This window comes from Haloarcula amylovorans, from assembly GCF_004681185.1.
Classification (GTDB): Archaea; Halobacteriota; Halobacteria; order Halobacteriales; family Haloarculaceae; genus Haloarcula; species Haloarcula amylovorans.
On sequence record NZ_SRIF01000016.1, the window covers coordinates 20377 to 45074 of the forward strand.

Annotated in this window: 26 protein-coding genes and 2 pseudogenes; 11 read left to right on the forward strand and 17 right to left on the reverse strand. The window is 52.1% G+C overall.

Features of this window, described 5'->3' with window-relative positions:
• Positions 1-5: 5 nt before the first annotated feature.
• Positions 6-149 carry a hypothetical protein gene (locus E4S61_RS26895; RefSeq protein WP_167768634.1) on the forward strand — a complete coding sequence of 48 codons (144 nt, stop codon included), beginning with the start codon at positions 6-8 and terminating at the stop codon, positions 147-149.
• Between the two features lie 410 nt (positions 150-559).
• On the opposite strand, the gene E4S61_RS24550 is transcribed toward E4S61_RS26895, so the two are convergent.
• From E4S61_RS24550 to E4S61_RS25780, 6 genes are all read right to left on the reverse strand, one after another.
• Complete coding sequence (locus E4S61_RS24550) at positions 560-778, reverse strand: hypothetical protein (protein ID WP_135306416.1); 219 nt, start codon at positions 776-778, stop codon at positions 560-562.
• Positions 771-995, reverse strand: a complete 225-nt coding sequence (locus E4S61_RS24555; protein ID WP_135306417.1) for a hypothetical protein — start codon at positions 993-995, stop codon at positions 771-773. The genes E4S61_RS24550 and E4S61_RS24555 overlap by 8 nt, the downstream gene beginning before the upstream one ends.
• Positions 992-1240: a hypothetical protein gene (locus tag E4S61_RS24560; protein WP_135306418.1), complete on the reverse strand. Its 249-nt coding sequence runs from the start codon at positions 1238-1240 to the stop codon at positions 992-994. Before E4S61_RS24560 ends, E4S61_RS24555 begins: the two co-directional genes overlap by 4 nt.
• A gap of 166 nt (positions 1241-1406) precedes the next feature.
• Positions 1407-1766 (reverse strand): group I truncated hemoglobin, encoded by a 360-nt coding sequence (locus E4S61_RS24565; RefSeq protein WP_135306433.1) that lies wholly within the window; start codon positions 1764-1766, stop codon positions 1407-1409.
• 150 nt (positions 1767-1916) lie between these two features.
• Positions 1917-2600 carry a helix-turn-helix domain-containing protein gene (locus E4S61_RS24570; RefSeq protein WP_449405173.1) on the reverse strand — a complete coding sequence of 228 codons (684 nt, stop codon included), beginning with the start codon at positions 2598-2600 and terminating at the stop codon, positions 1917-1919.
• Between the two features lie 241 nt (positions 2601-2841).
• Positions 2842-2979 carry a hypothetical protein gene (locus tag E4S61_RS25780; protein WP_167768637.1) on the reverse strand — a complete coding sequence of 46 codons (138 nt, stop codon included), beginning with the start codon at positions 2977-2979 and terminating at the stop codon, positions 2842-2844.
• Positions 2980-3396: 417 nt separating this feature from the next.
• On the opposite strand from E4S61_RS25780, the gene E4S61_RS24575 reads away from it, so the two are divergent.
• Positions 3397-3789: a hypothetical protein gene (locus E4S61_RS24575; protein WP_135306420.1), complete on the forward strand. Its 393-nt coding sequence runs from the start codon at positions 3397-3399 to the stop codon at positions 3787-3789.
• 197 nt (positions 3790-3986) lie between these two features.
• Here E4S61_RS24575 and E4S61_RS24580 read toward each other — a convergent pair whose 3' ends face one another.
• The 7 genes and pseudogenes from E4S61_RS24580 to E4S61_RS26030 all read right to left on the reverse strand — a co-directional run bounded on the left by E4S61_RS24580 (position 3987) and on the right by E4S61_RS26030 (position 9148).
• Complete coding sequence (locus E4S61_RS24580) at positions 3987-4946, reverse strand: ImmA/IrrE family metallo-endopeptidase (protein ID WP_135306421.1); 960 nt, start codon at positions 4944-4946, stop codon at positions 3987-3989.
• 418 nt (positions 4947-5364) lie between these two features.
• A pseudogene (locus E4S61_RS24585) lies at positions 5365-5898 on the reverse strand (hypothetical protein); the annotation flags it as partial.
• Entirely contained in the window at positions 5837-6271 is a 435-nt protein-coding gene (locus E4S61_RS26900; RefSeq protein ID WP_135306422.1) for a hypothetical protein, read from the reverse strand. The pseudogene E4S61_RS24585 and the gene E4S61_RS26900, both read right to left, overlap by 62 nt.
• A gap of 8 nt (positions 6272-6279) precedes the next feature.
• Complete coding sequence (locus E4S61_RS24595) at positions 6280-6813, reverse strand: DUF7342 family protein (RefSeq protein ID WP_135306423.1); 534 nt, start codon at positions 6811-6813, stop codon at positions 6280-6282.
• A gap of 192 nt (positions 6814-7005) precedes the next feature.
• A complete protein-coding gene (locus tag E4S61_RS24600; RefSeq protein ID WP_209309599.1) occupies positions 7006-8076 on the reverse strand; it encodes a VirB4 family type IV secretion system protein in 1071 nt (356 codons plus the stop codon).
• Positions 8077-8114: 38 nt separating this feature from the next.
• Positions 8115-8738 carry a hypothetical protein gene (locus E4S61_RS24605; RefSeq protein WP_209309600.1) on the reverse strand — a complete coding sequence of 208 codons (624 nt, stop codon included), beginning with the start codon at positions 8736-8738 and terminating at the stop codon, positions 8115-8117.
• Complete coding sequence (locus tag E4S61_RS26030; protein WP_209309601.1) at positions 8735-9148, reverse strand: hypothetical protein; 414 nt, start codon at positions 9146-9148, stop codon at positions 8735-8737. The genes E4S61_RS24605 and E4S61_RS26030 overlap by 4 nt, the downstream gene beginning before the upstream one ends.
• 694 nt (positions 9149-9842) lie before the next feature.
• On the opposite strand from E4S61_RS26030, the gene E4S61_RS24615 reads away from it, so the two are divergent.
• Positions 9843-10274 (forward strand): hypothetical protein, encoded by a 432-nt coding sequence (locus E4S61_RS24615; protein WP_135306424.1) that lies wholly within the window; start codon positions 9843-9845, stop codon positions 10272-10274.
• Between the two features lie 23 nt (positions 10275-10297).
• On the opposite strand, the pseudogene E4S61_RS24620 reads toward E4S61_RS24615, so the two are convergent.
• The 3 genes and pseudogenes from E4S61_RS24620 to E4S61_RS24630 all read right to left on the reverse strand — a co-directional run bounded on the left by E4S61_RS24620 (position 10298) and on the right by E4S61_RS24630 (position 13118).
• Positions 10298-10859: pseudogene (locus tag E4S61_RS24620) on the reverse strand (TATA-box-binding protein).
• 77 nt (positions 10860-10936) lie between these two features.
• Positions 10937-11101 (reverse strand): DUF1931 domain-containing protein, encoded by a 165-nt coding sequence (locus E4S61_RS24625; RefSeq protein WP_135306425.1) that lies wholly within the window; start codon positions 11099-11101, stop codon positions 10937-10939.
• Positions 11102-11156: 55 nt separating this feature from the next.
• A complete protein-coding gene (locus E4S61_RS24630; protein ID WP_135306426.1) occupies positions 11157-13118 on the reverse strand; it encodes an archaea-specific SMC-related protein in 1962 nt (653 codons plus the stop codon).
• Between the two features lie 366 nt (positions 13119-13484).
• On the opposite strand from E4S61_RS24630, the gene rdfA reads away from it, so the two are divergent.
• From rdfA to E4S61_RS24645, 3 genes are all read left to right on the forward strand, one after another.
• Complete coding sequence (gene rdfA / locus E4S61_RS24635) at positions 13485-14126, forward strand: rod-determining factor RdfA (RefSeq protein WP_135306427.1); 642 nt, start codon at positions 13485-13487, stop codon at positions 14124-14126.
• Between the two features lie 159 nt (positions 14127-14285).
• Positions 14286-15626, forward strand: a complete 1341-nt coding sequence (locus E4S61_RS24640; protein ID WP_135306428.1) for a glycerate kinase type-2 family protein — start codon at positions 14286-14288, stop codon at positions 15624-15626.
• Positions 15627-16009: 383 nt separating this feature from the next.
• On the forward strand, positions 16010-16768 hold the full coding sequence (locus E4S61_RS24645; RefSeq protein WP_209309602.1) for an IclR family transcriptional regulator: 759 nt from the start codon (positions 16010-16012) through the stop codon (positions 16766-16768).
• Between the two features lie 690 nt (positions 16769-17458).
• Here the strand turns inward: E4S61_RS24645 and E4S61_RS24650 are convergent.
• On the reverse strand, positions 17459-18604 hold the full coding sequence (locus E4S61_RS24650) for a TAXI family TRAP transporter solute-binding subunit (RefSeq protein WP_167768638.1): 1146 nt from the start codon (positions 18602-18604) through the stop codon (positions 17459-17461).
• Between the two features lie 345 nt (positions 18605-18949).
• On the opposite strand from E4S61_RS24650, the gene E4S61_RS24655 reads away from it, so the two are divergent.
• The 5 genes from E4S61_RS24655 to E4S61_RS24675 form a co-directional block, all read left to right on the forward strand.
• Positions 18950-20008, forward strand: coding sequence for an isocitrate/isopropylmalate dehydrogenase family protein (locus tag E4S61_RS24655; protein ID WP_135306429.1), 1059 nt, complete (start codon positions 18950-18952; stop codon positions 20006-20008).
• A 5-nt stretch (positions 20009-20013) separates the two neighbouring features.
• On the forward strand, positions 20014-20436 hold the full coding sequence (locus E4S61_RS24660) for a universal stress protein (RefSeq protein ID WP_135306430.1): 423 nt from the start codon (positions 20014-20016) through the stop codon (positions 20434-20436).
• A gap of 230 nt (positions 20437-20666) precedes the next feature.
• Entirely contained in the window at positions 20667-22646 is a 1980-nt protein-coding gene (locus tag E4S61_RS24665; RefSeq protein WP_209309604.1) for a TRAP transporter permease, read from the forward strand.
• A 151-nt stretch (positions 22647-22797) separates the two neighbouring features.
• Complete coding sequence (locus E4S61_RS24670) at positions 22798-23211, forward strand: PPC domain-containing DNA-binding protein (RefSeq protein WP_135306431.1); 414 nt, start codon at positions 22798-22800, stop codon at positions 23209-23211.
• Positions 23212-23729: 518 nt separating this feature from the next.
• Positions 23730-24698, forward strand: a 969-nt coding sequence (locus tag E4S61_RS24675; RefSeq protein WP_245180946.1) for an aconitase family protein, incomplete at its 3' end; no start/stop codon positions are given.

Genomic DNA, 24698 nt, shown 5'->3' on the forward strand with positions numbered 1-24698 from the left:
TCGTCATGGGGTTCGACTGTGAGTGGGCCGCTACCCGACTGAATGACACCGCTATTGTCGGCTGGGGCCTGTGCGACACCGCCGTCGGGGACTGCCCGTTTTGGGTTGGCATCGACGTGCAACCCGAACTGGTCATCAAGCGCATCTGATTTGCCCAGTCGGGAATCGGCCGCTCACCGATGGCGAATGCCACCCGGCGGCGGTGCTTACACGTGACCGACGGCCGATGAGAGTCGTCCGGACACTCACAGCGTCCCTGGGCCATATCGACCAGATACTCCGAGCCTGACGAGGAGACGACCAGATACAGACCCGGTGCGCCTCGGACTCGTCCAACCGAATCCAGTACGGACATCACTTCGGTCAGCGCGGCGACCGTGCGGTCGTCCACACCGGCACCATTACTGGTCATCGGCAGCCTCCAAGACCAGCAACGGTTGTCGTGAGCAATCCCTCGAAGGTGGCTATAGCAGTGGACATTGGTACAGGCGAAGCGCGTTCTCAGTGGAACGCCCCTCACCCTGCTGGGGCGCACAAAATCGCCGTCTGAGGCATTCAGTCAGGAATCGGACTCGCCTACTAACTTCTCGTGGATGTCGGAATTCACGACGGTCGCAACACCTTCGACGTCAGTTAATCCGTACTCCTCCCGAAGCAGGTCGTGAATGTCGTTCGCGAGGGCTGTCACCTCGTCACGAATTGCTGGCTCGTCCGAATGAGCCGGGAGATCGTCGGGGCCGATACCGTGGATTTCGATGAAGAGTCGCTGCTCACTCATCGCCGTCACCCCGGCGGAGCTTTCGAGCGCGTAGCCGAAGTTTGTCTTGAACGTGCGTTCGGTCCTGATGCGTCGTCTCGTAAGCGAGATATGCTTGTATCGTCTCGATGGAGTTCATACAGCGAATCCCAGCGAGAATCGGTTTGAGCTGATCGCCCGACAGGAGTCGCTTAGGTGGCAGGTCCTCCAGAATCGTGGGATTGGTATCTCCGCTCATGCTCCCATCTCCTGCTGGTCCCACGTAGCGACCGTTTCGCTGATAGCGTCGACGACGGTCCGAACCTGCTGTCGGAGTGGTACTTGCTCAGCAACGTTGACGTCCAGCTGTGCCCGGAGTTCTAGAATATCCGGCGTAGCGAGCCTGTCCGCCTTCCGAGCGACAATTCGCAGAACCTGTGCTTCGAGATCGGTCTCCAGAGGCTGCTCCGTCTGGATAGCCGCTGTGATCGACTTGACGGGCACATATCGCTGGTCGAAATACGATGCAGTGGTTCGACGACATCGCGATTGCTTTTGAGACATCCTCTCACCCGTCGGAGGGGCACAAAATACGGATGCGTTAGTGTCCGTCTCGACCGAAGGGTGAAGGTTTCTCACCACCACATTTCCCTTCTGGTCTATGGAGAGACTACCGGTTGAGAATAGGGTCTTTGAATGCCATCACCTCAACCATAATTGCCTCAACGTTCTCGTCGTCAACCCCGTTCATTTGAAGTGCTGATTTGAGATATTCTCCGACAACTCTGAAGTCTTCTTCGTCGATATCGAGATAAGCGTGTGCTTTGCGCATGTCATCGCCCGTGTAGTTAACTGGACCGCCAGCAACTGCACTGATGAATTGAATTTGGTGAGCGCGTAACTCATCCATATCCATCCCGTCGAAGTAGGGCGTGAGTTGTTCATCAGAGAGGACTTGGTCGTAGAAATCAGTGACAACTGCTTCGACCGCGTCTTTCCCGCCGATATCCTGATAGATTGTTTGAGGCATTGCGTTCATGCAAAATTGCCGTCGAATCGGAATACAACCTATCGCTAAGATGTTCGGCCTTATTTAGCTCTGCGGTAGTTGATAACAATGGGCTTGATAGAAGTATATTCCGTGTGGAATTGGCGAAAACCGACCATGAACTCGGCCACCCTACTCTGCAAGGATCTGGTCTAACAACTTCGTTTGTGCAACTGAGAGGTGTTCAACAAAAGTGGCCGCTGAAATCCCGAGTTCGTTGGCAACTGCCTTCGAGTTCGCATTCTTCGGCGATAAGAAGTAGCCCATCTCATGGGCTGTCTCGAGTACCTCATATTGGCGGTCTGTGAATACAGTCCGGTCGACAACGAGCAACGAGCGTTGCTCCTCAGATTCGCTAGATTGGGTGAGTCGGCGAACCGTAACATCTGTACAGCACGCTTGGAGATCGGAGATAACCTCCCGTAATGTTTCGAGATCCGGCGCTATAAACGAGACAACCAGCCGTTTGGAATCCGCTCGAATCTCTCGGACAGGACAGCCGTGGCTTGGAACACGCGTACATGGACACGCACTATTCTCGTGTGTATATCGATATACCGACGTTGAGCTGTCGTTGAATACTTTCTCTGCAGACTGTATTTCTGGCTCGGTGTCCTCAGCGTGATCTACTGTTACTTCGCCAACAACGCTTGGAGTCTCTGTCATAGAACTTTGGCTGACTTGCACGGATTCAATTGTACACTCCTCACTCAGTGAAGAAACGGGACAGCCAGCCACGCCGCTTACTTCCAGCTGCACGTGGACCCCAGAAGCCATATCTAGAGGGGACTGTTCCGGAAGTATAAGCAGATTCATTTCTGGGCCATACTGAGGGCGTTATATAATTCTATATTCTCCTGTCTACCGATGGAACACAAAATCGCGAACCCACGACTAACCAACAAATGACAGTCGACTCAGCAGATGTTGGTTAGTGCCAGTAATTGAGCCGTGCTGGGTTTCTGTCTGCCACATAAACGCCAGCTGATCCGTGCACCGTGACTATCGACCGTCGTCTCGAGATGGCGAGTCCATCTTGGTGGGGTGCCCACCAATCCTACTGCTCTCCTCTTGGGTCACCCTTGAACACTTCGCCGGAGGCCTGTACCTGGCGATGCTCCGCGGCGATGGCAGCGACATCATCAGTTGTGTCGTCTGATGCCTCTTCGTCAACTGGCTGCTGGTCACTACTCATGGTGAGCCTCTCACCTGCCAGAGGCGCACAAAATCAGAGGTCGAAAGCCCACTACTCAAGAGTAGTAGAAATCCCTTCTCTCACCCACCCGAACTATGCATCAAGCTCTTGATTTCGAGCTTGTCCTACTGCGATACTTTTAGTTTGCTCTGCTCTGTCTCTTCTGGTTGTAACAGTGCTTTGCTGAGCTCACTTTTCCGATGACTAACCTGCAAATGGCGGTACACAGACATTGTCGTCTCTCCGGAGAACTCGCAGAGTGGGCAGGTTGGCTCATGCTCTAACATCAATGATATCTCCGTTGCCAACTGTTTTATCACCACTGGAGAATATCATTCGGAAATGATTTGAATAAAATAGTGATTCTATCCTTCGTGGGAGGATACACTCATTGTGTGTCATACACATGCAATACATATGCTCAAAGATGACTCTGCAACCGCGGCAGACGAATCGGGACTCGACGGCGCAACTATCGAACGTGTAGCGGAGATGGTAGACGTAGAGCTCCAGCCATTGGCAACCGCGCTGGTCATTCTGCATGCCGAACTCATTGGTCGGCATTCGAACCTCGAACACAGTACGGACTATGTGACTGTAGACGGCACGCGCGCCTACCGGGTGCACGAATCCATCTGGAATGAGTTCCTCGAGGAGTTCGACTTCACCACGGAGACAGAACTCGCGGTTCGGCTGGCACACACTGAGCAGGCCAAACTCCTGTTCGCGAAATCGATTCGCGGCAACGATAACTTCGCGCCAGACGAGGAAGGTGTCGTCATTGGCATCGATACAGCCGAACAGTTTTAAGAGCGGTTACCACTACCATAAGGGACGATACTTCCACATATCCATTTTAGAGAGAATTCTCTTTTCGTCGAAACACACCACTGTTTCCGCTGAAAACCAGTAGCGTTGGTGGTGCGGTTTCATTCGAAAGAGGGTGTAGTGCCAGGGAAGCACAACCACGGATATGTAGAGACCGCCGAAAAGATCCTTTTCGTGGCCTAAGCCTCAATGGTGTCGATAAGCTCTGCCGCCGTACTCGAAATCCGATCTAATCGGTTTCGAACTGTCGCCGGCGCGTCCTCGTCCCATGCAGCTAAGTAGAATGCTGAGTCGTCCGGGTCCAACCCAAAGTGCCGACTGACAATGTAGGCCACCGCCTCAGCCTCAACCTCCAAGCGAGATTTCTCCTCACCCGGTTCGCGCTCGAAATGCATGATTGCGTGGGCGAACTCATGGATAAGCGTACTCGCAAGATCCGCCCGGTTCTCCCGGTCGATGACCTCCACGACTGGGTTCGTCGCCGTTGGACTCCGCCGTTCACATACCCCCCGTGCCGACCCGTGGTTCCACTCGTCGGGAGCGACGATGGTCGCATCCACATCGATGGCATCAGTCGCAGCCAACAGTTCTTCGACGAGCCCATCTGCATCACCATACGCTTCGGTTTCGAGGTCAGGCAGCGGCTCACCTTCAGTCTGGGAAACATCGAACACACTGGCTGGCCGGAACCCGACCAACCCGCGTGACCACTCGTCGGGGTCGGTCTCGTCGTACTCACACTCCGTATTTGCGTGATAGGACGGTGAGTTCCCACACTCAGGACATTTGCTGGTGATGATCGGTACCCAAATCCAGATCGCGTCTTCGCCCTGCTGGACGTGCCGGTCGAACTCTGCTTGCCACGTGTTATAGCCCGCGACCTTGGTCGCATTGGGACACTGCAACTGGATGAGGAGCGTGTTCCGGGCCGAGTAATCGTGGAACTTCGACTGGACTTCGAGCCACTGCTGGAACTGCTCGCTAGCCTGAGCCTCGTCGGTTAGCTCAGCGAGGTCCTCGACCCACGCATCGAGCCGGTCGCGCATGTCGTCGGCTCGGGTATCCGAGTCGTCGAAGGAGTGCGTGGTTTGCTGGCTAGACGTCTCTGCGTCGGGAAGGTCAGTTTGGATCGTCGCCATTGGTATCTATCGGGACGCACCCTCGGGCGCGCCCCCGCACCTCCTTCGGGGGCCAGAAAATTCACGCTGTAGCGCTGTAGACGCGATGAGAGTGCGGTACCGCTACTGAACAGCGAACGCTCAGTGCTGACTACAAGTAATCGAGAGACTAGCTGGACGCATTGTTAGAGGAAGAATCAGAACCCGCTGTAGGGCAAGAAACAATCGCTGCTCGATCCTTCTTGAAGACAGGTTAGGGCCAGTTAGGTGGGAGTTCGTCTGCGTGATTTTCGATTAAATCGAGGAATGGCTCGATTTCGTCGTACCGGGGCCCCTTCGAAACCTCGCCGGTTTCGCGATGCCACTCGATATAGCCCGCCTCAGCCAGTTTGGGGAGATGAGTATGAATGAGTTGGAGCTGCGGGTCATTTGCACTGTCTGCACCGCGAAACTCGAAATCCTCGTCAGAGACGTACTTCGTCGGTGGTGTCTCCGAGTCGTCGGGGAGGATGTAGTCGCACTCGACACGCCCATCCACAGTCGAAAGGGAAACGTGGTCGCGGTGGAACGTCGCACTCTGCTTGTCGTAGACCGCGCTGTCTGCCGAGAAGTGCGGTTGCGACGTGTTCTCACCACGTTTGAGGCGTTCGACTCCACTTTTGACGGCCTCGACTGCTCGCCGGATTCCTTTCTGGACAAGATTCGCGGTTAAGTCGGTTTCATCGCGGAGTCGGTCGTAGAGGGCGCGTTCGGCTTTGGCTTTGGAAGTGACGTGGTAGCCGTCGTCGCCGTGCCAGCACCAGTCGCTTGCGGTGTTGGCGCAGTATTTGAACTGCTCGACAGTCTCTCGAAGGGAACCGTCGGGGTCAAGCCCCGAGGCACTCGGCCTGTCCCGCCCATAGACAAAGCTCCTACTCGTTCCATAGTTCAACGATATGGTTCTCAACCTCGTCAAGAACAAGTGAGAGTACATCGCGGTAATCGTCTGGCCAAGAAGCGTCCTCGCCGGGCGTCGGGGCAGTAGGCAGGGGGTGGAAGTGGTCCCGGGTATTGTGAGGGTTTGGGTGCCGGTCCCACCGGCACTCCCTAGCGTGGTCTGAATGGACTTCACGATAGTGAAGTTTGAAGTCATCGTTTGTATACCAGCGGACCATCAGAGTCGCCTCCTCAACCGTAGCAGGGTAGTAGGATGGGGCGAACGTGACTTGCAGTTCGAGATGTCCGCTGGCGTCCGTGATGGTTGTTTGGTCGACTTGCTGGGTCGCTTGGAGACGCGATTGGAGAAACTCGAGAATCGGACGGTCGATGGGGGCAGGGCTACCCCCATCACCAGTTGGCGGGACCATTACGGTGATTACCCGGAGGCCTGCTCGCCGTCAGCACTGGCGCGTTGTTGGCGGGCACGTTCGTAGCGCTCGCGTTCCTCGCGTGCGGTTGTCCAGTCGCCGAGATCGCTATATACGTCGTCGATATCTCGCTCAGCGCTGTCTTCCGCAGTGGCGACGGCGTCGACGTCCGCCGGTTTCGCAGCGCCGTACGCATCCTCGTAGTCGGCGATTCGGGTGGTCAGTTTGCGAACGCGCTCCTGAAGGTCGTCGACGGAGTGCTCGGCGGCAAGCTGGTTGATGCGTCGCCATTCGAAGTACGCGTCGTTGCGCTCGTAGGTCGCCGGATGGCCGTCATGACGTGTGACGATGCCGAGATCCGCGAACCATCCCAGGTACTTCCGGGCCGTTTTCGGATCACAGTCGACGCGTTCGGCAATCGCGTTCGCCGTTGCAGGCTCACGGGTCTGGAGAATCGTTCCGTAGATACGTTGTTCGACGTCGTCACCGCGAAACGCGTTCTCGAACGGTGGCGGACCATCTGCGGACTCAGTATTGGACATACTCAGCCTTGTACAGCTAAGGATATAATTCTTGTCTCGCGGAATAGTTTCCTTAGCCATACCAGCCGCGTCTGCTCATTGTACTCTGTCGGACGTATCTGTGAGCTCGTACTCGATCCACTTGCTGACTCCGACGTATGAAAAGTGGACATGGAAAGCACTCGACGACATCATCGATCCCACGGCGAATCTCTAAGGGGTTAACCGTGTTCTGGCCGCCAACCGGATGACCTGCCCGCCGAGGTCGTTCGCAAAGTCGACAAAGTCACCCAGCGGATCAAGGACAAGCATTTCGATGTCAGGATCCATCATTAGCCGATGGTACATCTCGTGTTTCTCGGCGAAGGTCTTCCCTGAACCCATCTTCCCGGCAATTGCCTTCGAGTATGAGGAAAGTTGATAGCGATTGAGGAGGACAGGCGTGTTCGTTCCATCGAACCCGTAGAAGACACCCTCTGGATCGGCGATGGCTGGCTCAATAAAGGGAAACATCGTGCCAATGGCCGTCTCCTGCATGAGCTGGGTGGCCTTTATCCGATCATCACCGAGCGATGCGAGTGCATCCTGCGATTCGACTTGGCGTTTATCGAGCGTGACCGCTTTTGCATTCGCGGCCCCAAGCGAATCGACAACGCGTTCCGTGGCGTCATCGAGTTCCTGTTCGGTGTCAGCGATGATTTCAATGTAGATTGCGAAGTCGAAGAGCTTCGTCTCACCGAGGATGATGTCCCAAATGAGGTCTTTGACCATGTCGCGGTCGGCCTTGACCTCGTGGGTGTTGGTCTGATTTTTCTGGTCTTTCTTGTGGAGACGGGCGCGTAACTGCGTGAGCTGCTTTTTGAGTTTTCGCAAAACTGAGCCCGTGTCCCGCGGTTCAATATGCTGGGTAACGCGCACCTGATCATTCGTCGTGTACAGGTCTTCTAACCATCCTAATGGGACGCGTTCAGGATAGCCGTGGATGGTCAGCGTCCGGACGAACTGGTCGTTGCGAACCATATAGCCCGACTCGAAAAGATTCGAGACTTCCTGTAGCTGGCGTGGGGCGATGATATCCTGGTCGGCCAGTGCCTGCTCCGATTCATCTTGGACGACACCGAGTCGGAGTTCTCCCTCATCGACATCCTCGATTTCGAGCAAGTACTCGGCCTGCTCGCGGATATTTTCTTTCGTGAGGTCGTCACCATTCGCTTCGAGAATTTCAGTAGCCCGGCCGAAGGTCTCGTCGTCGATATCCTCGATACTCGGCTCGCTACTTCCCATAGGGAGCCATGATTGGATACGATCAAGCCGATCGCCCATCAGCGCTCGCCCTCCGTTTTGGTCGCGTGGTCAAATTTCTCGAACTGCGGGTCGACATGATTGTAGTAGTGATAGAGGATCTCCATTGTTTCCTGGCGCTCAGTGACGCGTTTGAGAGAGACGTCTGTTCGTCCGAGGTTATTCGTGATTCGGCGCTGGCGCTGCTGGACTTCACGAACGCACAGCTCCGTCTGCGCGGCTTCGTGCGATTCACCGATGGGGGCTTTTTTCGCGAGTCGCGAACAGACCGTTCCAATAACGGGAAGCGTGCTAAGTTGGCTTAGCACGCTGCCGGTCTCGAGATCTTTGTGGACTTGGTCAGCCTCAACCCGGGTAACGATGTAGAAATCGCGTTGTTTGAGGTCCTCGTCTTCGATATTCGTGCTGGCCCACTCGATGTAGAACTTGCGGCCGTACTGAAGAATCGGTGACTGACTCTGGGCAGTCGTATCCGCCCCAACTGTGTAGAAGCGTTCGAGGTGTCCTGTGAGGTCGAACGTCTTGGGATAGCAGGGGACAGCGACGCTGGATTCTAGAGACATGAGAAAGGACATGTACGCACTCATCGTTTCGCGCTTGGCCTCGTCGCTTAGTGAGAGCCAGTTTTGTGGGTGGACTTTCAACAGGCCGATGTAGCTGTCGCCGTCAACAGCAATCCCGTCGTCGCGGACGTAATCGAAGCGAGTGTCGACTGTGTCGTAGTCTTGCCACCCAGGCGGTCTTCCAGCTCGAAGTGATCACGAGCGCGGGCTCGTTCGCGAGCGGTCGGCAGATCCGTATCAATATCGTCAAGGAAGGCATCGAGGGCACGGAGCACTTCAAGGTCTGAATCGGGCGGAACCTGTGATTCCTCGGTGGGCGACGTTCCTGTCAGCTGGTCGTTGGTCGTGGTCGTTTGCGCTTGTGACTCAGTTCCCGACGTAGATTTGGAACCGGCTGATAGTGAGTCCCTGTTCTCGGTGACGTCGGCGGTTTCCGTCTCTCGGTCATCGGGTTGTGCTTCTGTGGTCTCGTTAGATGAAGCGGAACCCATGATGGTCACCCGGAATCAGCTTCGTGTTCGGTTTCGATAGTCTCGATATCAAGGCCGTCCTGTCGGACGCCGACAACATCCTGAACGACCGGTGTCTCATCGGCAGGTCGGGTGCGGCGGTTGTGATATGTATTCGAAGACAGGTAGTACTCTGCGGCAGCCCGAGCATAGCGAATCGGCCGCTGCCCAGCGGGGGCTACCAGTAAAATAAGGATGCCAAGCGTGAGCCCGATGCCGCCAGCGATGAGAAATAATGTACCGGTGAATCCAAGGCTCTGAGCGATCCCGAGTGTAAGGAATGGGATGATGAGGACTTCGCCAACTTCGCGAGCAGTGAGGCCGAAGATGAGCTTCGTATTGATGATTCGGCCAGCGATTGGAAAAGTCTCTATGTGTCTAGTTTATGACTAGCAGAGGAAGTTAATAGTTGTCACCGAAATTTTATTTTTGTAATATTTTTTGTATCTCTAAAGCTATTTTTCAGCGACAAATGGTTACATATCCCAATCAAAGCCATCTAGGCGGTTATCTCCGAACCACGATACGCAGGTACGTCATGAGGGTCAGTCCTCAGGAACATTATATATTTTATTGAACACGGAGATTACTGGAGACCCAGTTGACAGCCAGTATAAGAGACCCAGCACGTCATACGCCACGAAACTCGTATTTATTAGTCACCATTATACATAGTATGGGGTCCGATAACAAACACCATTCAGACGACTTGAGCGAACAAGAGCGTAAGGCGTTGCATCAAGTTGAGTTGGGAATCGAGCACCTTCATCGAGCACATGGTCACCTCGTCAGTTTCCACCACGATACTGGTCGGGCGATGGATCACTTAGCGGATGCCGAGGATCTCCTCCGGCAATGTGGGTATGATGAGTTGGCGGACGGGCTTCGAGACGAATATCTTCCCCGCGGAGTCGTGACCGACTCTACAGCCGATGATACTCATGCGGAGCGGTGGTCATACGATCTCCTCGAAAATTATCAGGATCGCTTTCTAGCTGACCTCGTCGACTTCGGGGAGACGGTAACCCAGCAGGTGGCTGATGGCCTACGACACGCTGCTGAACGAAAACAGGAATTCGACTGGAAAGGGCGCGCTCGTCGTGAATGAGCGTTGGCTCTACTCCTTACTTCTTACTCTAGCAACCCAAGGTCATTCAGTTGATCTTCGATTACCGACAGCGCTTCTTCGGCATCAGTCAACTGCTTGCCACCCGTGATGACGAGTTTCCCGCTGCCGAACAGCAGTGCCACGACATCGGGTTCGTCAAGTCGGTAAACTAGCCCGGGGAACTGCTCTGGTTCATACTCGATATGTTCGAGACCGAGCCCGATCGCAATCGCATTCAGATTCAGATTCGTCCCCAGATCAGCACTCGAGACGATATTCTGGATATGGATTGCTGGTAAGTCGTCAACCTCGATCCCTAAATTACGGAGTTCGTCAAAAATCTGTCTGAGAGCCACTTCAACATCGTCTACGCTTTTCGCCCCGGTACACACGACTTTGCCTGAGCGGAAAATTAGCGCTGCGGCCCTAGGGATCGTGCATCCGATAAACTAAGCCAGGGAAATTTTCCGGATCATAGTCACTACCCGTGAGATCCATTGCAAGTGATTCGAGCGCTAGTTCCTGACCGATATCGCTTGACGCGACGACATTCTCTACTGCAATTGACTCTGCTGAGAGACTCATAGTCGTACCGTGCTCCCACGCGCCTCTTAAAACAGGGCCTGATCCAGCGCGGACGAGACAAAATTGCTCGAGTTGCTTTAGAGGTCGCGTGCCTGGACCGTCTTTCGGTCGTTAGCTTCAGCACGCTCGGTAGCGTCTTCGAGCAGTTTGGCGACTTCCGTATCAAGTGTCTCGTAGAAATCCGCCGAGACATTGTGCTCCGACAGTGTATCCTTCACAGCTGCTTTGACAATAAGAGACATTCCAGTAAGGTCTATTCGTGTCTCCTATATAAGGCTTTGAGCCCCGAGTTGCCGCTTAGATAGCAGTAACTCGATTTACGTTGTCGTCCAGCGCTTGCGCGTCTTCCGGGAGCAAGGCGACCACGAGATACTCAGCATAGTCCTCGAAGTACTCGACGAGCTGTGCGATTCGATCTGAGTCGATCGCTTCCAGTGAATCCAGCAGCATGAACGGGACCGTCTCGTAGAGGTCGTGGACAAGATAGCCTGCCAGCGCGAAGATGAGTCCTGTGACCTCGCGCTCACTCTCGCTGAGATGCTCAACCGTATCTTCGTAAGCTGCGCCATTCTCCGTCGTTCGGACAATGTGGAGATCGAACGCGGTCTTATCGACTTTCCGTCGGCCCTCGCGTACAGTCTGTTCGACACGTTCGATCCAGATGCGGTCGAGATTCTCGTAATCCAGAATCTCCAGCATCGCATCCATGTGCTCGTTGAACTCATCGACGGCGTCAGCTTCGATCTGGTCGATCTTCGTCCGCTCGTCGGTCAGCTGTTCGAGTAATTCGTCGCGTTCCTCTCGGAGATCGTCGGCTCGGTCGAGCATGTCTTCAATCTCTTCGATTTCCTCAGTCACGTCCTCTAAATCTGATTCGAGACTGTCGATTTCGAACTCTAGCTGGTTGGCTTCTTTGTGGAGCGACAGCACCTCTTCGAAATCGTCCGATTCGAGGTCATCAACGTCGGCTTCGAGCGATTCGACGTCGTCGGTGAGTTCTTCACGTTGGGCTTTGAGTGAGTCAAGTTGCGCGTCGCGGCTCTCAATTTCATCCTCGATATCCGTGAGCTTACGCTCGATTTGCTCACGCTCATTTTGTTGTTGTTTGGCTTCACGCTGAGTGGCTTTCAAGTCCTCAAGTTCGGACTTGATGTCGTTGAGTTCCTGCACCAGGTCTTGGCGGCGCTCCTGAAGACGCTCAACAGTGTCCTCAATCTGGTCGCGTTCGACCGTCGAGCCACACGTCCAGCAGGTGACCGAATCATCGCCATTACCAAGCAATTCGTCAGTCGGTGACCCGCTTGACTCAGACTGGTCGGTTTCGTCGAGCGTCTCAAGGACCTCGTAGTCCTCATCCTCAAGTCGTTCTTCGTTGTACTGGATAAGACTCTGCAGGTCAGAAATCTGGGAGTTCAGTGTTTGCCGTTTCTCGCGGAGCTGTTCAATCTCGGTTTCGAGATGCTGGTGGTCGCCCATCGGCGTCTCGGGCAGTTCCTCGAGTTCGTCTTCGAGGTCACTTCGCTCCTGTTTGAGAGAGGAGATGCTCTCGTTTTGTGTCTCGATCTGGCGACGTGTCGATTCGAGGTCTGAGCGTGTCGAGCGAAGGTCGTCAAGCTTCGCTTCTAACTCTTCCTGATCCTCCCGACTCGACTCGATATCCCGGTTACTTTCATCTATCTCAGCTTCTTTTTCCTCGAGTTCGTCCTTCTTCTCCTGTATCTGTTCCTGTATCTGGTTTCGACGTTGTTCGAGTTTCGGGATATCCGTTTTTCTGTCTTCAATAGTAGCTAGTTCGTCATTGATGTCGTCTTTTTCATCCCCTAATTCCCTGATTCTGTTTTTAATGTCGTCGATATCGACGGGGCGCATGATGATCTCTCGAAGGTCATCACCACGAGCAACAGACTGGCGCGCTTCGTTGGTTTCCAGCAGGAATGCAAAGAGATCGGCGACCTCAGGGTCGTCGAGGTAGCCCTCGCCATCGAATGCGACTGCATCACCGGCGGGAGTGAGTGTCCGTTCGTAGGTCTCGCCATGGAGGTTCAATTGAACGCGGCCCTTGTCGGCGTCGCCTTTGAGTGTTGCCTGATTGCTTCCCATCGCAGCCATAATTGATTGGAGGAACGACGTTCGGTTCGTAGCGTTCTTGCCAGTCAGGACGGTCACACCAGGCGGAATCGAAACCTGCGTACTATCGATGCCGCCGATGTTCTCGACCGAAAATTCCGCCGTTTCAGATATGTGTTCAGGTGTACTCATATTTTGAGGAAGAGTCTCCAGCTATTAAAAACCTCTATCTAACCATCTTATTGTGCCAGTTTATGTAATCTGCGATGAGAGCTGTCCAAAATAATTCTAAGGAGCTGATGCTAAACGGTGCCCACTCAGAAAATTGAGAAGAGGTCCCAATAGCGAGATATTAGATGAAGGAGTTAAGATATTGAGAAATTCCCGACATGAAATCAATTAAGCGGTGTAAGTCGAGTCGTTAGGTGACAAGATTATGTGCCAGAAATGTTTATATTATTATATTCTATCAGGGTGCGGGGTATGGTTTATGCCATAGCTTTGCGCCTACGCGTACACAGACAAAATACTTATAAAAATATCTGCCATAGGTGCTGTATGACTGACAACGAAAAGGGGTCTGGGGCAGATCAAGGAAACTCACCACGTTCCAGTAAGGTTGCCCGGGTTATTTCAGAATATGATCTCGACAATTTCGGTGTAGAGCTCGAGAATCGTTGGTTAGGAAATAGTCGCGAGCAACAAAGTCTACGAACGCTCGCAGATGTTCTGAATCGACGAATACTGAAGTCTGCTATGACAGAGTCGGGTATGTTGGTAAGACAAGACCGGATCAACCAATTATACACGGCCCTCACAGATGATGAAACCACGGAGGGGACTCGACTCGAAGTACTCAACGAACTAAATCAGGAAGGAGTTGATACTGATGCCGTTCAGAACGATTTTGTTTCTCACCAAGCCATTCACACATATCTCCGGGAGGAACGGGGTGTTGAACGTGAAAATAACAACACAGATCAGATAGCAAAGACACAAGACACAATTGAACGATTACAAGGACGGCTTCAAGCTGTAACCGAGAAGAGCATTAAGAATCTGATTTCTACTGGACGACTCGTCCTCGGGTCGTTCGATGTCATAATAACTATCCAAGTAGTTTGTACCGATTGTAGTCAACAGTATGATATTGTTGATCTATTTGAGCGAGGACATTGCGATTGTAGAGTAAAGGATTAGGGATTCGGGCTGAGTGGGATTTACGACCGAATTTATGCGTCTGATCGGCCTCGCTATCAAGTATCTCGTAGTTGCTCTCACCGAACAGTTTTGTGGCCCGTGGCTTAGCCGCGATACACTCCAACACACTTTTTATTTCTTAGATGAGAATAACCACTGATGTTCGAAAATAGAGATGCTCTTGCAGAGACTCCTGAGCACGAACTTGCCATAGACTGTTTAAGTGCTGGTATCAATGCTGCTCACCCGAAGTCAGTTATCGAAAAGACGGTCGTAGTGGATGGAGACACACTCATAATCAACGGCACAAAATACGATATAGACGAATATAACCGTATACTTGTTCTTGGAGGTGGCAATGCGGCCGGACAAGCAGCCGTTGCTCTTGAAGATTGCCTGGGAAGCCAAATTGATGATGGGACCGTAGTTACAGATGATCCAGCTAATTTATCAAAAGTAGAGTGTATCGAGGGAAGCCATCCTATTCCAAGCGAAGCCGCAGTAGAGGGAACTAAACAGATTCTGCAGTCCGCGTCGACTGCTACCAAGGATGATCTCATCATAGCTCTCATTACTGGCGGCGGAAGCGCACTTCTACCCGCTCCTACAGAGTCTATCAAGCTTGCTGATTTACAAACAACGACCGAGGAACTACTACGAGCCGGCGCTACGATAGCAGAAATCAATACGGTTCGGAAACATCTCTCTGATATTAAAGGGGGAAAACTCGCAGCAGTAGCCTCGCCAGCGAAAGTTGTCGGTCTGATATTTAGTGACGTAACTGGTAATGAGATAGGGGCTGTCGCTAGTGGCCCAGTTTCTCCCGACAGTACGACTTATCACGATGCGATTGACATTGTCGATCGCTATAATCTCGAAGTCCCAGCGTCCGTGCGCAATCATCTAATACGTGGTCATGAGGATGAGCGTCAGGAAACTCCTGACGAGAGTAGTAGGGTGTTCGACAATATCGAAGTTCATATTCTAGCAGATAATTTTACAGCACTCTCAGCAGCGAGTGATGTCGCTCGTAAAGAGGGGTATGAACCAGTAATTCTCTCATCTCACATTCGCGGTGAGGCCAGCGAAGCTGCAAAAGTCCACGTCGGTATCTCAGAAGAGGTAGCCGCTACTGGGAACCCAACCAGTCCGCCTGCCGTTTTGATCTCTGGTGGCGAAACTACGGTTACCGTTGATGGAGAGGGGAGGGGTGGACCAAACCAAGAATTCGTGCTGAGTGCAGCGCTTGAACTTGATCTTTCCACCACCGTTGTCGGTGGTGTTGATACAGATGGAATTGATGGTAATGTCGATGCTGCTGGAGCACTAATTGACGCCGAGACGATTGATGATAGACCTGCTGCTCAGCACGCATTAAGTCAGAACAATGTCTACTCCACTCTCGATGCTGCTAAGGCACTTCTTCGAACAGGAGCGACCGGTACAAACGTAAACGACCTTCGGGTAATCGTGATTGGCAATCCCGAGGCAGACGAATGATATGGTTTGGTTGAGTTCACTCAAGAGAACGTAGCTCTACATGTTGGAAATGCGAATTAGGAATCACCTATTCCAATAGCGGCACATCATGGTCTCTATGATGTCATAGCATGAAACGGTTTATTCGAGAGATACTGCTACCACCATATAAAATCCTGTCTAATGGAACGGGGGTAGAATCGTCTGAAAGTGAATATATCATCAGTAGAACGCCCAAATATTGTAAAGTTTCCTAATATAGTCACATATAGTGGGAATCTCCGATCTACATTTTGTGCATCATTAATAATCCTCTGGTATTGGGATAGAGTATCACGACATACAATAGCACTACTTGTCCCACGGTGCGAAACTTTATATGCCCCGCCAGAAAATATACAGATATGAGCGAAAAGGTACCAATGCACTCAACGAAAAAGCTGTTCACCATTGTTGAAGAATTACGAGAGCGAAATGGCGCTAGGGTATCAGAACTAGCAACTTCGCTCGACTTACCCAAAAGCACGATTCACCGGCATCTCAAGACACTTGAAGAGCTCGAGTACGTAATGAAAGCAGGCGATATCTACCATATTGGCTCTCAGTTCCTTTACGTCGGTACTGCTGTACACAATCGAGAGACAGCGTACGCTCATATTGAACCGAGAATCAAAGAGCTTGCTACAGAAACCGAGGAACGAGCTCAGTTTATGATCGAGGAGCATGGATATACGGTCTACGTTCATCGTGAAACTGGAGATCACGCTGTTCAGACCAATACACAGCTTGGAAAACAAATGCCGATCCATGCTACTTCGGGTGGCAAAGCAATTCTTTCTGAAATGACAGATAAAGAGGTCTCAGAGATCATACAACAGCATGGCCTCCCGGAGATTACTGAAAACACGATAACAGACGAAAGTGTCTTTTTCGACGAGTTACAACAGATACGAGACAACGGCGTCAGTTACAATGATCAAGAGTACATTGATGGTCTGCGGTCCGTATCGGTACCAGTGATCAAGCCAAACGGGCAACCTTTGGGCGCAATTGGAATTTCTGGTCCACTAAACCGATTCAAAGGAGAATTTTATCGTCAAGAACTACCAGATAAACTTCTTGGCGTCGTTAACGAAGTTGAGCTAAATATGAAATATTCGTGATTGACACAGATAGTATTTTTTAATCGAAACAATATAGAGATTAAACCACATCCCATTACAACACTAGGTTTGTAATGGCCGCCTGTGATGGGGTTAAGTGATTCACGCTGTCCCACTATGTGGATCTTTAAGTACTCTTACCACTGATATGCCGGAAGACCAACTGGGTTTTCCGGCTTAGATCGCTCTCTTAGCGCCAGATACTGCTTATTGACACCACTATTTGGATAGACACCGGGCCTAGAACAGAGAACGAATGATGGCAGGCATTACAACCCTAGTATTGTAAAGTCAGTTTGCGAAGTCAGGGATGAGGTCATTCACTCGTCCCACAATACAGAACATTATATATAAATAGCGAGAGATGGTGTTAGAGCTCGTCTCGCTCTACGCCATCTCGGGTATCGTGCGTTCTCGACGTCTGTAGATCGTTGCACACACCATTGTCGCCAGCAGGCCCGAGAAGACTCTACCCCAATCCCATCCATATCGGTTGATTGGATAGGATGAAATAGAAGAGAAGATACCGAACAGCGCTGGAGGGCGTGGATACTTCGACTTAGGGAGTGACCATCATTTCATAAACAACGCAGTCTGATCCAGGAGTCTGAAGCGTTTTAATCTGCAGTTGGCTTTAGAATAGAGCCTTCACTGCAAAATGAGGAGATGCAAAAGATCGGTGCTACTGTACTACTCTGCTTCGCCAGCTGTCCAGGAGTCGTCCCAGACTCCTTTCTCTTTATAGAACTCAGCGATTCCTTGGTGGACAGGATGTTCGGGAATGATGGCGGAGGTCATATTTTCTGCCTTTGAATGGTTCGCATACGTCTGGTCTGCCTCCTGAATCGTATCAGTATGTTCGTGACTGACACGAGCTAGTTCACGTGCCGCGTCCGTGGGAACGTCAGGCCCAATTAGACACTGCAGGTCGAGATTCCAGCTAACTATCGAATCAGTCACTTTCGTCACTTCCTGATTCCAGCCATAGGGTTCGATTTCGGCTAAGCGTGCACCGGGGACTTCTTCGATTGCTTGTTTGAAGCTATCTGCGACCTCGACGAGATAGACATCGTTTCTCGCATCGATTTGCTTTGCCCAGCCAGTTAGTTCGACTCCGTTAGACCCGTAGACTGCCGCAGCGTCAACACGCCCCTCTTCGATTGCTCCAGGGATGTCGCTCGTGTCGACGTTGATGATATCGACTTCTTCCCACATTCCGGCTACGCGCATTACTTCTTCTGTAAGGAGTCGCGTCCCAAATCCGGGTTGGATGGGATAGACCGTCTTTCCAGAGAAATCTGCAGTGGATTCTATTCCGGAACCCTCACGTGCAACCCAGAAAATGTCGAGCCCGTTGAATCGGAACGACTGATGGCCGATGTTTTCCACTGGTTGCTCGTTAAAGCGGTCATTCCCCGATATCGCTTTGTTGATGGTGTTGTTGTCTGTCGCTACCGCAGGGAGATTGCCTTGATCGTATTGATACATGTTGGCAACGTTCCCCTGCGTCTGCTGAACAGTCATGTTCAGCGTATCACTGTGTTGGTTGAGAGCCCGTGCAAGCGCTTGCATCGAATTAAATGCGGTACTCCCTTGTGAAGAACCGCCCATCTGAATTTGGTACGAATCACCGCTGGATCCGTCATCAGAACTGGTGCTCGACCCATCACTCGAACCATCACTTGAACCATCGCTAGTCCCATCACCAGAGCCGCCATCGGAACCCTCGCCTGAGCCCCCATCACCCAGACACCCGGTAATGGCGATCGTTCCAATCCCAGCCGTTCCTTTGAGTACGTTACGTCTAGTCTGGTTACTGCTGTCTTCGTCGGACATCCGCTAGTGGCTAACAAATACCTGCTTAATAAACCTTTCCATCAATGACGTATAATGATGGAGGTTCAGTACAGTCGGTCATGGTTCCTCAATCGTTCTCAAAGATCAGTTAGGACGGTTTCGAGGAGAACAGGAATCCCTGATTTTTTCGCTTCATTAGCTACTATTCCCCGACTTCAACTCAATTCTCATTCTATCTCTGAACTCAGTGTTATACATCTGATTCAGCCGGGTGAATCAATGAGGAGTTACACGCGTGATTAATCAGTATTCCTAATGTTTGGTAATATAGTTTAGCAAACGCACCCAAATACTTTTATATTGGGGGTTTCGATAGTCGTATCCATGTCGTATGACATAGCGGTTATTCCCGGTGATGGTATCGGGAACGAAGTCGTGAATGCTACAGAATCGCTGATGATTGACCTCGCAGCTGCCCATGGAGTCGATATTCAGACGACTGAGTTCGATTGGGGAAGTGAGCGCTACTTAGACGAAGGGTCTCTTATGCCCGATGACGGGCTTGATACGCTAGAGGATTTTGACTCGATTTTACTCGGTGCCGTGGGTCATCCAGAAGTTCCGGACCACGTTACACTGCGGAATCTTCGACTGCCAATTACGAAAGGGTTCAATCAGCACATCTGCAAGCGCCCTTCCTATCTCTTCGAGGGCGTTGAAAGTCCGCTTCGAGGATATTCAGGAGGAGACATCGATCTGGTTGTCTACCGACAAAATACTGAGGGAGAGTACGCCGACGTCGGCGGACGCGAACATCAGGGCTTCCAGAATGAAGTTGCAATTCAATCCGCGGTTTACACCCGTGAGGGTACAGAGGCAATTGTACGAGCGGCCTTCGAAGCCGCGACAGAGCGCCGGGGAAAGCTTACGAACATTACGAAATCAAACGCACAAGCCTATGGGATGGTCTTTTGGGACGAGGTTGTCGCTGAGATCAGTGAAGAATATCCGAACGTAACGGTAGAACGCCTGCTCGTCGACGCGGGGAGCATGGATTTCGTCCGTCGTCCCGACGAGTTTGATGTCGTCGTCGCATCAAACCTCTTTGGCGACATCCTTACTGATATCGGTGGAATCATCTCTGGCAGCCTTGGAATCGCTCCTTCGACGAACATCAACCCCAGCGGGGATTATCCGTCGATGTTCGAACCGGTCCACGGGAGTGCGTTCGATATTATGGGTGAAGGTATTGCAAACCCAGTGGGGATGCTGCTATCGATGTCCCTGATGTTCGAACACCTCGACGAGGATGACCTCGCAGAGACACTCTGGGACGGTGTCGCCGAACAACTAGCGGATTCAGACGCCCCACGGACTCCGGACATCGGGGGCAACGCAACGACGCTAGACGTTGCAGGTGACCTCGAAGACCGCCTCCTCTAAGAACGATGTACCGAGTATTGCTCTCTATCGATGGATCGGAAGACCGGACGAGACAAGCAGTCTCGGCAGTTACCAACCTTCCGAAAGCCAGTACAGAAATATCGGTGACTATTCTCAACGTTTTCGAGGAGTTCGAAGCAGTCGATGACAGCGGCGGTAATGTGAAGTCGTCGGATCTGTTCGAGGACTACGAGCCGCCTACAAGTGTCGAGTTGGCGCAGGACCTTCTGGGTCGAAGCGATATCGAGTGGACATTCAGAAAAGAACATGGCGATCCAGCAGAGACTATTCTAACCGTCGCAGAGGATATCGATGCGGATGCAATCGTCATGGCACCAGGTAGCAGGTCACCAGTAGGAAAAGTTCTATTCGGGAGTGTTACTCAAGGTGTTCTCCTCGATGCTGACCAGCCAGTGATAGTCGCATAAGCTATTCTCAAGGGAGTTTTAACCTTTCACTCCCTCTTTGACGAACTACCTATCCGTAGCAGGAATTACACTAATACTATCGGTTGTTCTGCCGAACTTGCTTCTTCTCCTGTTGTTCTGATGGACTAATACGACAGTCAAGTAAGTGACTGGGTCCTTGAGAAGCATCGTTGCTTGATGAGCAGTACCATAACTATTTTATATTCCTAAAGCCACTGTGAGAGTGAACCATGGCCGCATCAAGCACCTCACGGCTAGAGTCAATAAACCTAAAAGAAAGAATAGGGAGTACACTAACGCTCTCTGCCTTGGCGCTCTGGGCACTGGTTATCTTCTACGCCTATACCTTAGCAATGCCAAGAGCACAGTACGGTGTGTTATTTATTGCCGGTGCGATAGGAGTATATATCCTAAATGAGTTAGAAGATGTCGTTGCAGAGAGTGAGTACCTTGACGCAGCGCTGTTAGTTCTCTCCCTGCTGGTTACAATCGTCGTCACAGCATACGTTAACCTCAATTTCAGGGCACTGAATATAGACCGAGTCGGGTATGCCTTCCAACACGAATACGTATTAGCAGGCGCTTTTGTTGCCGTTATCATTTACCTTTCGTGGCGGTCGTTCGGGCTGACATTTCTCAGTATCCTTATCGGCTCGCTATTGTACGGCTACTTCGGTGATCTGATTCCGGGACTTCTAGGTCACAGTGGCTTGAGCACTACTCGCCTTCTTCTCCTTTTGGTTCTGGATATAACCGGGTTCTACGGATTTCTAACCCAACTGGTTGCAGCTTGGATTGCCCTCTTCCTACTCTATGCGGGACTATTAGAGGGCTACGGAGCTTTCGACCTAATCTTCCGTGGAGCAGTGCGGACATCTAAGTATATTGATTCTGGTGTTGCGCAAACGGCTGTCGTGGCGAGTGCAGTCATTGGTTCGATCAACGGGTCTCAAACAGCGAATGCAGGCATGACAGGCTCGTTCACGATCCCAATGATGAAAGAGAACGGGATCAAACCCTCCACAGCAGGCGGTATTGAGGCCGTTGCTTCAACTACCGGTCAAGTCCTCCCACCCGTGATGGGTGCTGGTGCTTTCATCATGGCATCGCTTCTCGGAATTAGTTACATTACCGTCATTACTGCGGGACTGATTCCTGCGACAATAATGATGGTCTGTATTGTTATCGCAGTTCATTATATCGCAAGCCATCAGCTAGACGTAATCGATGTCGATGAGGTTCTAGACGAACTAGACGACCGATCCCGTCGCGACACGCTTGTTGACACGGCTAAGTTTATTGTCCCATTCTTCGTACTAGTATACACTCTTGGAGTCATCCAATTGACAGTGATGACGTCTGCACTATACACTGTTATCACGATGCTGATAACGGGTATCTCCTTCCCAGTTGCCCAAGCGGTGTATGAATCTCGCTCCGTTACTACCGAGGTTAAGGCGACGCTCTCCGACACAGTCGCTGGCTTCCGGCGAGGGGCCGTTATCACAGCACCTATTGCGATTATTCTCGCAGCGATCAACGGTGTTGTCGATATTCTCATGACGACTGGTGTCCCAGGGATACTCACCCTCTCCATGATGGAGATCTCCGGCGGCATAATGATCGTCGCAGTTCTAATTTCGATGGTGATCTGCATTCTTCTTGGACTGGGGATGCCGACGACTGCTGCATACACGGTTGTAGCACTACTCGTAGCTCCAACTCTGGTGAGCCGGTTCCTCGTGCCGGAGCTAAGCGCACACTTCTTTGTGTTCTATGGCGCGATTCTTTCCGGTCTTACACCCCCGATTGCAACTTGCGCAGCCGTCGCTGCTGGAATTGCGAATGCAGACTTCGTGGACACGTGTTACGAAGCGATCAAAGTTGCTGCCCCTCTATTCGTCCTACCATTCTCGTTCATCTATCATCCAGTCATTGTCTCTGGATCACTTGGCCCAGCGGCGCTGTTCACCGGACTGCTGATCCTGCTCGGTGGGATTAGTATAATTCACGGCATCAACTACCGATTCGAATCTGGGAAAGGGAAGCGAATCGCTATCGGATCCATATTCTTCGTCGCTGGCGTTCTTACAATGGTCTATCCCAGCGCAACCGTTCAGTACGCTGGTGCAGCCGTCATTATCACTTTGTTCGTCGTCCAACAGATCATGATGAACGGGATATCTGTTGGCGACTCAGTGAGGAGTTAGGCGAAATATGCGAGCAGGATTCCGTTTCTCTGTTCTACAGCCGCCACCGTAACAGAACGACTCTGGTGTCGGCTGATGCTACTCATCTATAGATGAGCTAGACGAGTAAACCATAGACGTTATTTTCCAGCACTCCCATTGGCCAATGCCAATGGAGTACGCTCGTGAGTCTAATCGTGTTATCGTTCGTCTCGATCCACAAGATGAAGTCATCAAATCGATTCGGTCACTCCGAGACGAACTACAGATAGATAGTGGCTTCATGGTCGGGATCGGAGCAGTTGACCGTGTGACACTCGGCCACTACGATGTTGAGGATCAATCATACTCTGAGGAGACGTTTACTGGACAATTTGAGGTCACCAGCTTTAGCGGTAATATTGGTCCCGATAAGGTTCACGCACACATTGAATTGGGTAAAGAGTCGTTTGATACCCTCGGTGGCCATTGCTCGGAGGCACGAGTTTCCGGTACGTTCGAGATTGCCGTATTTACCGGTGAAACCACCCTCTCTCACGAACGGGACGCGGAAACGGGATTAGATGTTTTTACCCTCAATAATTGAGATTGTAGCAGTACGACTATCCAACCCAGCTAAACACGGTTACTTATTCACAGTTACCACATCATCTAAACGTCTTGCCGAGAGATTAGTCATCATTGTCAGCAGTATCAACACATCGCTTACATGGTCGATAGTGGCCTTTGATAGCTACAAGCGGTTTTTCAATAGAATAGTTCATTACGTCGATAGCACGGCAGTCCTCACTCTCATGGTACGTCCTGTTGTAACTTGAACCGGATACAAGGACCATCTCTTGTTGGTTTTTCGACTGCGAACTAGAGGTTTGATCGTTCGGCATCATTGTTCCATATAGTCGCTTAGTAGTCAAACTTATCGATGGTAAGCCAACAATCGACAGTCCTGACACCATGTGAACTCCGGTCATTGGATAGACTCGTTACTTTGCCACAAATCGATGATTAGTCCAATAGATAACCCCCTCACGCAGTAACCTTGAAACGGACTCTTTGTACGAATACTATGGATTTATACGCGCGGACCGTCGATTGTCGGACGTTATGGGACAGACGCTCACGGAAAAGATTCTCGACGACCACCTCGTCGAAGGGGAGCTGACACCCGGAGAGGAAATCGGTATCGAGATCGACCAGGTGCTCACACAGGACACGACCGGCACGCTCGTCTGGCTGCAGTTCGAGGCGCTCGGTCTCGAAGAGGTCCAGACGGAACTGGCCGCCCAGTACTGTGACCACCAGACCTACCAGTTCGACTTCAAGAACACCGACGACCACCGCTTCCTGCGCTCGGCCGCCGGTACGTTCGGTGCGCACTTCTCGCGCCCGGGCAACGGTATCTGTCACAACGTCCACAAGGAGAACTTCGCCGCGCCCGGCAAGACCATGCTCGGCTCGGACTCCCACACGCCGACCCCCGGCGGCCTGGGCGAACTCGCCATCGGCTCCGGTGGTCTCGACGTCGCCGTCGCCATGGGCGGCGGCGCGTACTACATCGAGATGCCCGAGGTCGTCAACGTCCGTCTCGAAGGCGAGCTGCCTGACTGGGCCACCGCCAAGGACGTCATTCTCGAGCTGCTCCGCCGTCTCTCCGTCAAAGGCGGCGTCGGCAAGGTGCTCGAATACACCGGCCCCGGCGTCGAGACGCTGACGGTTCCCGAGCGGACGACCATCACCAACATGGGCACCGAACTCGGTGCCACCTCCTCGATCTTCCCGACCGACGAGAACACGAAGGACTACCTCTCCCGGCTCGACCGCGAGGACGTCTACGAGGAAGTCCAGCCCGACGACGACGCCGAGTACCACGACGAAATCGTCGTCGACCTCTCGGAGCTGGAGCCGCTCATTGCCGAGCCATCCATGCCCGACAACGTCGTGCCCGTCTCGGAAGTCGCCGGCACGGACGTCGAGCAAGTCATCATCGGTTCCTGTACGAACGGGGCCTACGAGGACATCCTCCCCGGCGCGAAGATGCTCGAAGGCCGCAACATCGACAAGAAGACCGAGATG

Excerpts from the sequence above, each read along its gene's own strand:
- E4S61_RS26895 (WP_167768634.1), top strand. The coding sequence starts at position 6 with ATGGGGTTCGACTGTGAGTGGGCCGCTACCCGACTGAATGACACCGCT.
- E4S61_RS24550 (WP_135306416.1), bottom strand. The coding sequence starts at position 778 with ATGAGTGAGCAGCGACTCTTCATCGAAATCCACGGTATCGGCCCCGAC.
- E4S61_RS24555 (WP_135306417.1), bottom strand. The coding sequence starts at position 995 with ATGAGCGGAGATACCAATCCCACGATTCTGGAGGACCTGCCACCTAAG.
- E4S61_RS24565 (WP_135306433.1), bottom strand. The coding sequence starts at position 1,766 with ATGCCTCAAACAATCTATCAGGATATCGGCGGGAAAGACGCGGTCGAA.
- E4S61_RS24570 (WP_449405173.1), bottom strand. The coding sequence starts at position 2,600 with ATGAATCTGCTTATACTTCCGGAACAGTCCCCTCTAGATATGGCTTCT.
- E4S61_RS25780 (WP_167768637.1), bottom strand. The coding sequence starts at position 2,979 with ATGAGTAGTGACCAGCAGCCAGTTGACGAAGAGGCATCAGACGACACA.
- E4S61_RS24575 (WP_135306420.1), top strand. The coding sequence starts at position 3,397 with ATGCTCAAAGATGACTCTGCAACCGCGGCAGACGAATCGGGACTCGAC.
- E4S61_RS24580 (WP_135306421.1), bottom strand. The coding sequence starts at position 4,946 with ATGGCGACGATCCAAACTGACCTTCCCGACGCAGAGACGTCTAGCCAG.
- E4S61_RS26900 (WP_135306422.1), bottom strand. The coding sequence starts at position 6,271 with ATGGTCCCGCCAACTGGTGATGGGGGTAGCCCTGCCCCCATCGACCGT.
- E4S61_RS24595 (WP_135306423.1), bottom strand. The coding sequence starts at position 6,813 with ATGTCCAATACTGAGTCCGCAGATGGTCCGCCACCGTTCGAGAACGCG.
- E4S61_RS24600 (WP_209309599.1), bottom strand. The coding sequence starts at position 8,076 with ATGGGAAGTAGCGAGCCGAGTATCGAGGATATCGACGACGAGACCTTC.
- E4S61_RS26030 (WP_209309601.1), bottom strand. The coding sequence starts at position 9,148 with ATGGGTTCCGCTTCATCTAACGAGACCACAGAAGCACAACCCGATGAC.
- E4S61_RS24615 (WP_135306424.1), top strand. The coding sequence starts at position 9,843 with ATGGGGTCCGATAACAAACACCATTCAGACGACTTGAGCGAACAAGAG.
- E4S61_RS24625 (WP_135306425.1), bottom strand. The coding sequence starts at position 11,101 with ATGTCTCTTATTGTCAAAGCAGCTGTGAAGGATACACTGTCGGAGCAC.
- E4S61_RS24630 (WP_135306426.1), bottom strand. The coding sequence starts at position 13,118 with ATGAGTACACCTGAACACATATCTGAAACGGCGGAATTTTCGGTCGAG.
- rdfA (WP_135306427.1), top strand. The coding sequence starts at position 13,485 with ATGACTGACAACGAAAAGGGGTCTGGGGCAGATCAAGGAAACTCACCA.
- E4S61_RS24640 (WP_135306428.1), top strand. The coding sequence starts at position 14,286 with ATGTTCGAAAATAGAGATGCTCTTGCAGAGACTCCTGAGCACGAACTT.
- E4S61_RS24645 (WP_209309602.1), top strand. The coding sequence starts at position 16,010 with ATGAGCGAAAAGGTACCAATGCACTCAACGAAAAAGCTGTTCACCATT.
- E4S61_RS24650 (WP_167768638.1), bottom strand. The coding sequence starts at position 18,604 with ATGTCCGACGAAGACAGCAGTAACCAGACTAGACGTAACGTACTCAAA.
- E4S61_RS24655 (WP_135306429.1), top strand. The coding sequence starts at position 18,950 with ATGTCGTATGACATAGCGGTTATTCCCGGTGATGGTATCGGGAACGAA.
- E4S61_RS24660 (WP_135306430.1), top strand. The coding sequence starts at position 20,014 with ATGTACCGAGTATTGCTCTCTATCGATGGATCGGAAGACCGGACGAGA.
- E4S61_RS24665 (WP_209309604.1), top strand. The coding sequence starts at position 20,667 with ATGGCCGCATCAAGCACCTCACGGCTAGAGTCAATAAACCTAAAAGAA.
- E4S61_RS24670 (WP_135306431.1), top strand. The coding sequence starts at position 22,798 with ATGGAGTACGCTCGTGAGTCTAATCGTGTTATCGTTCGTCTCGATCCA.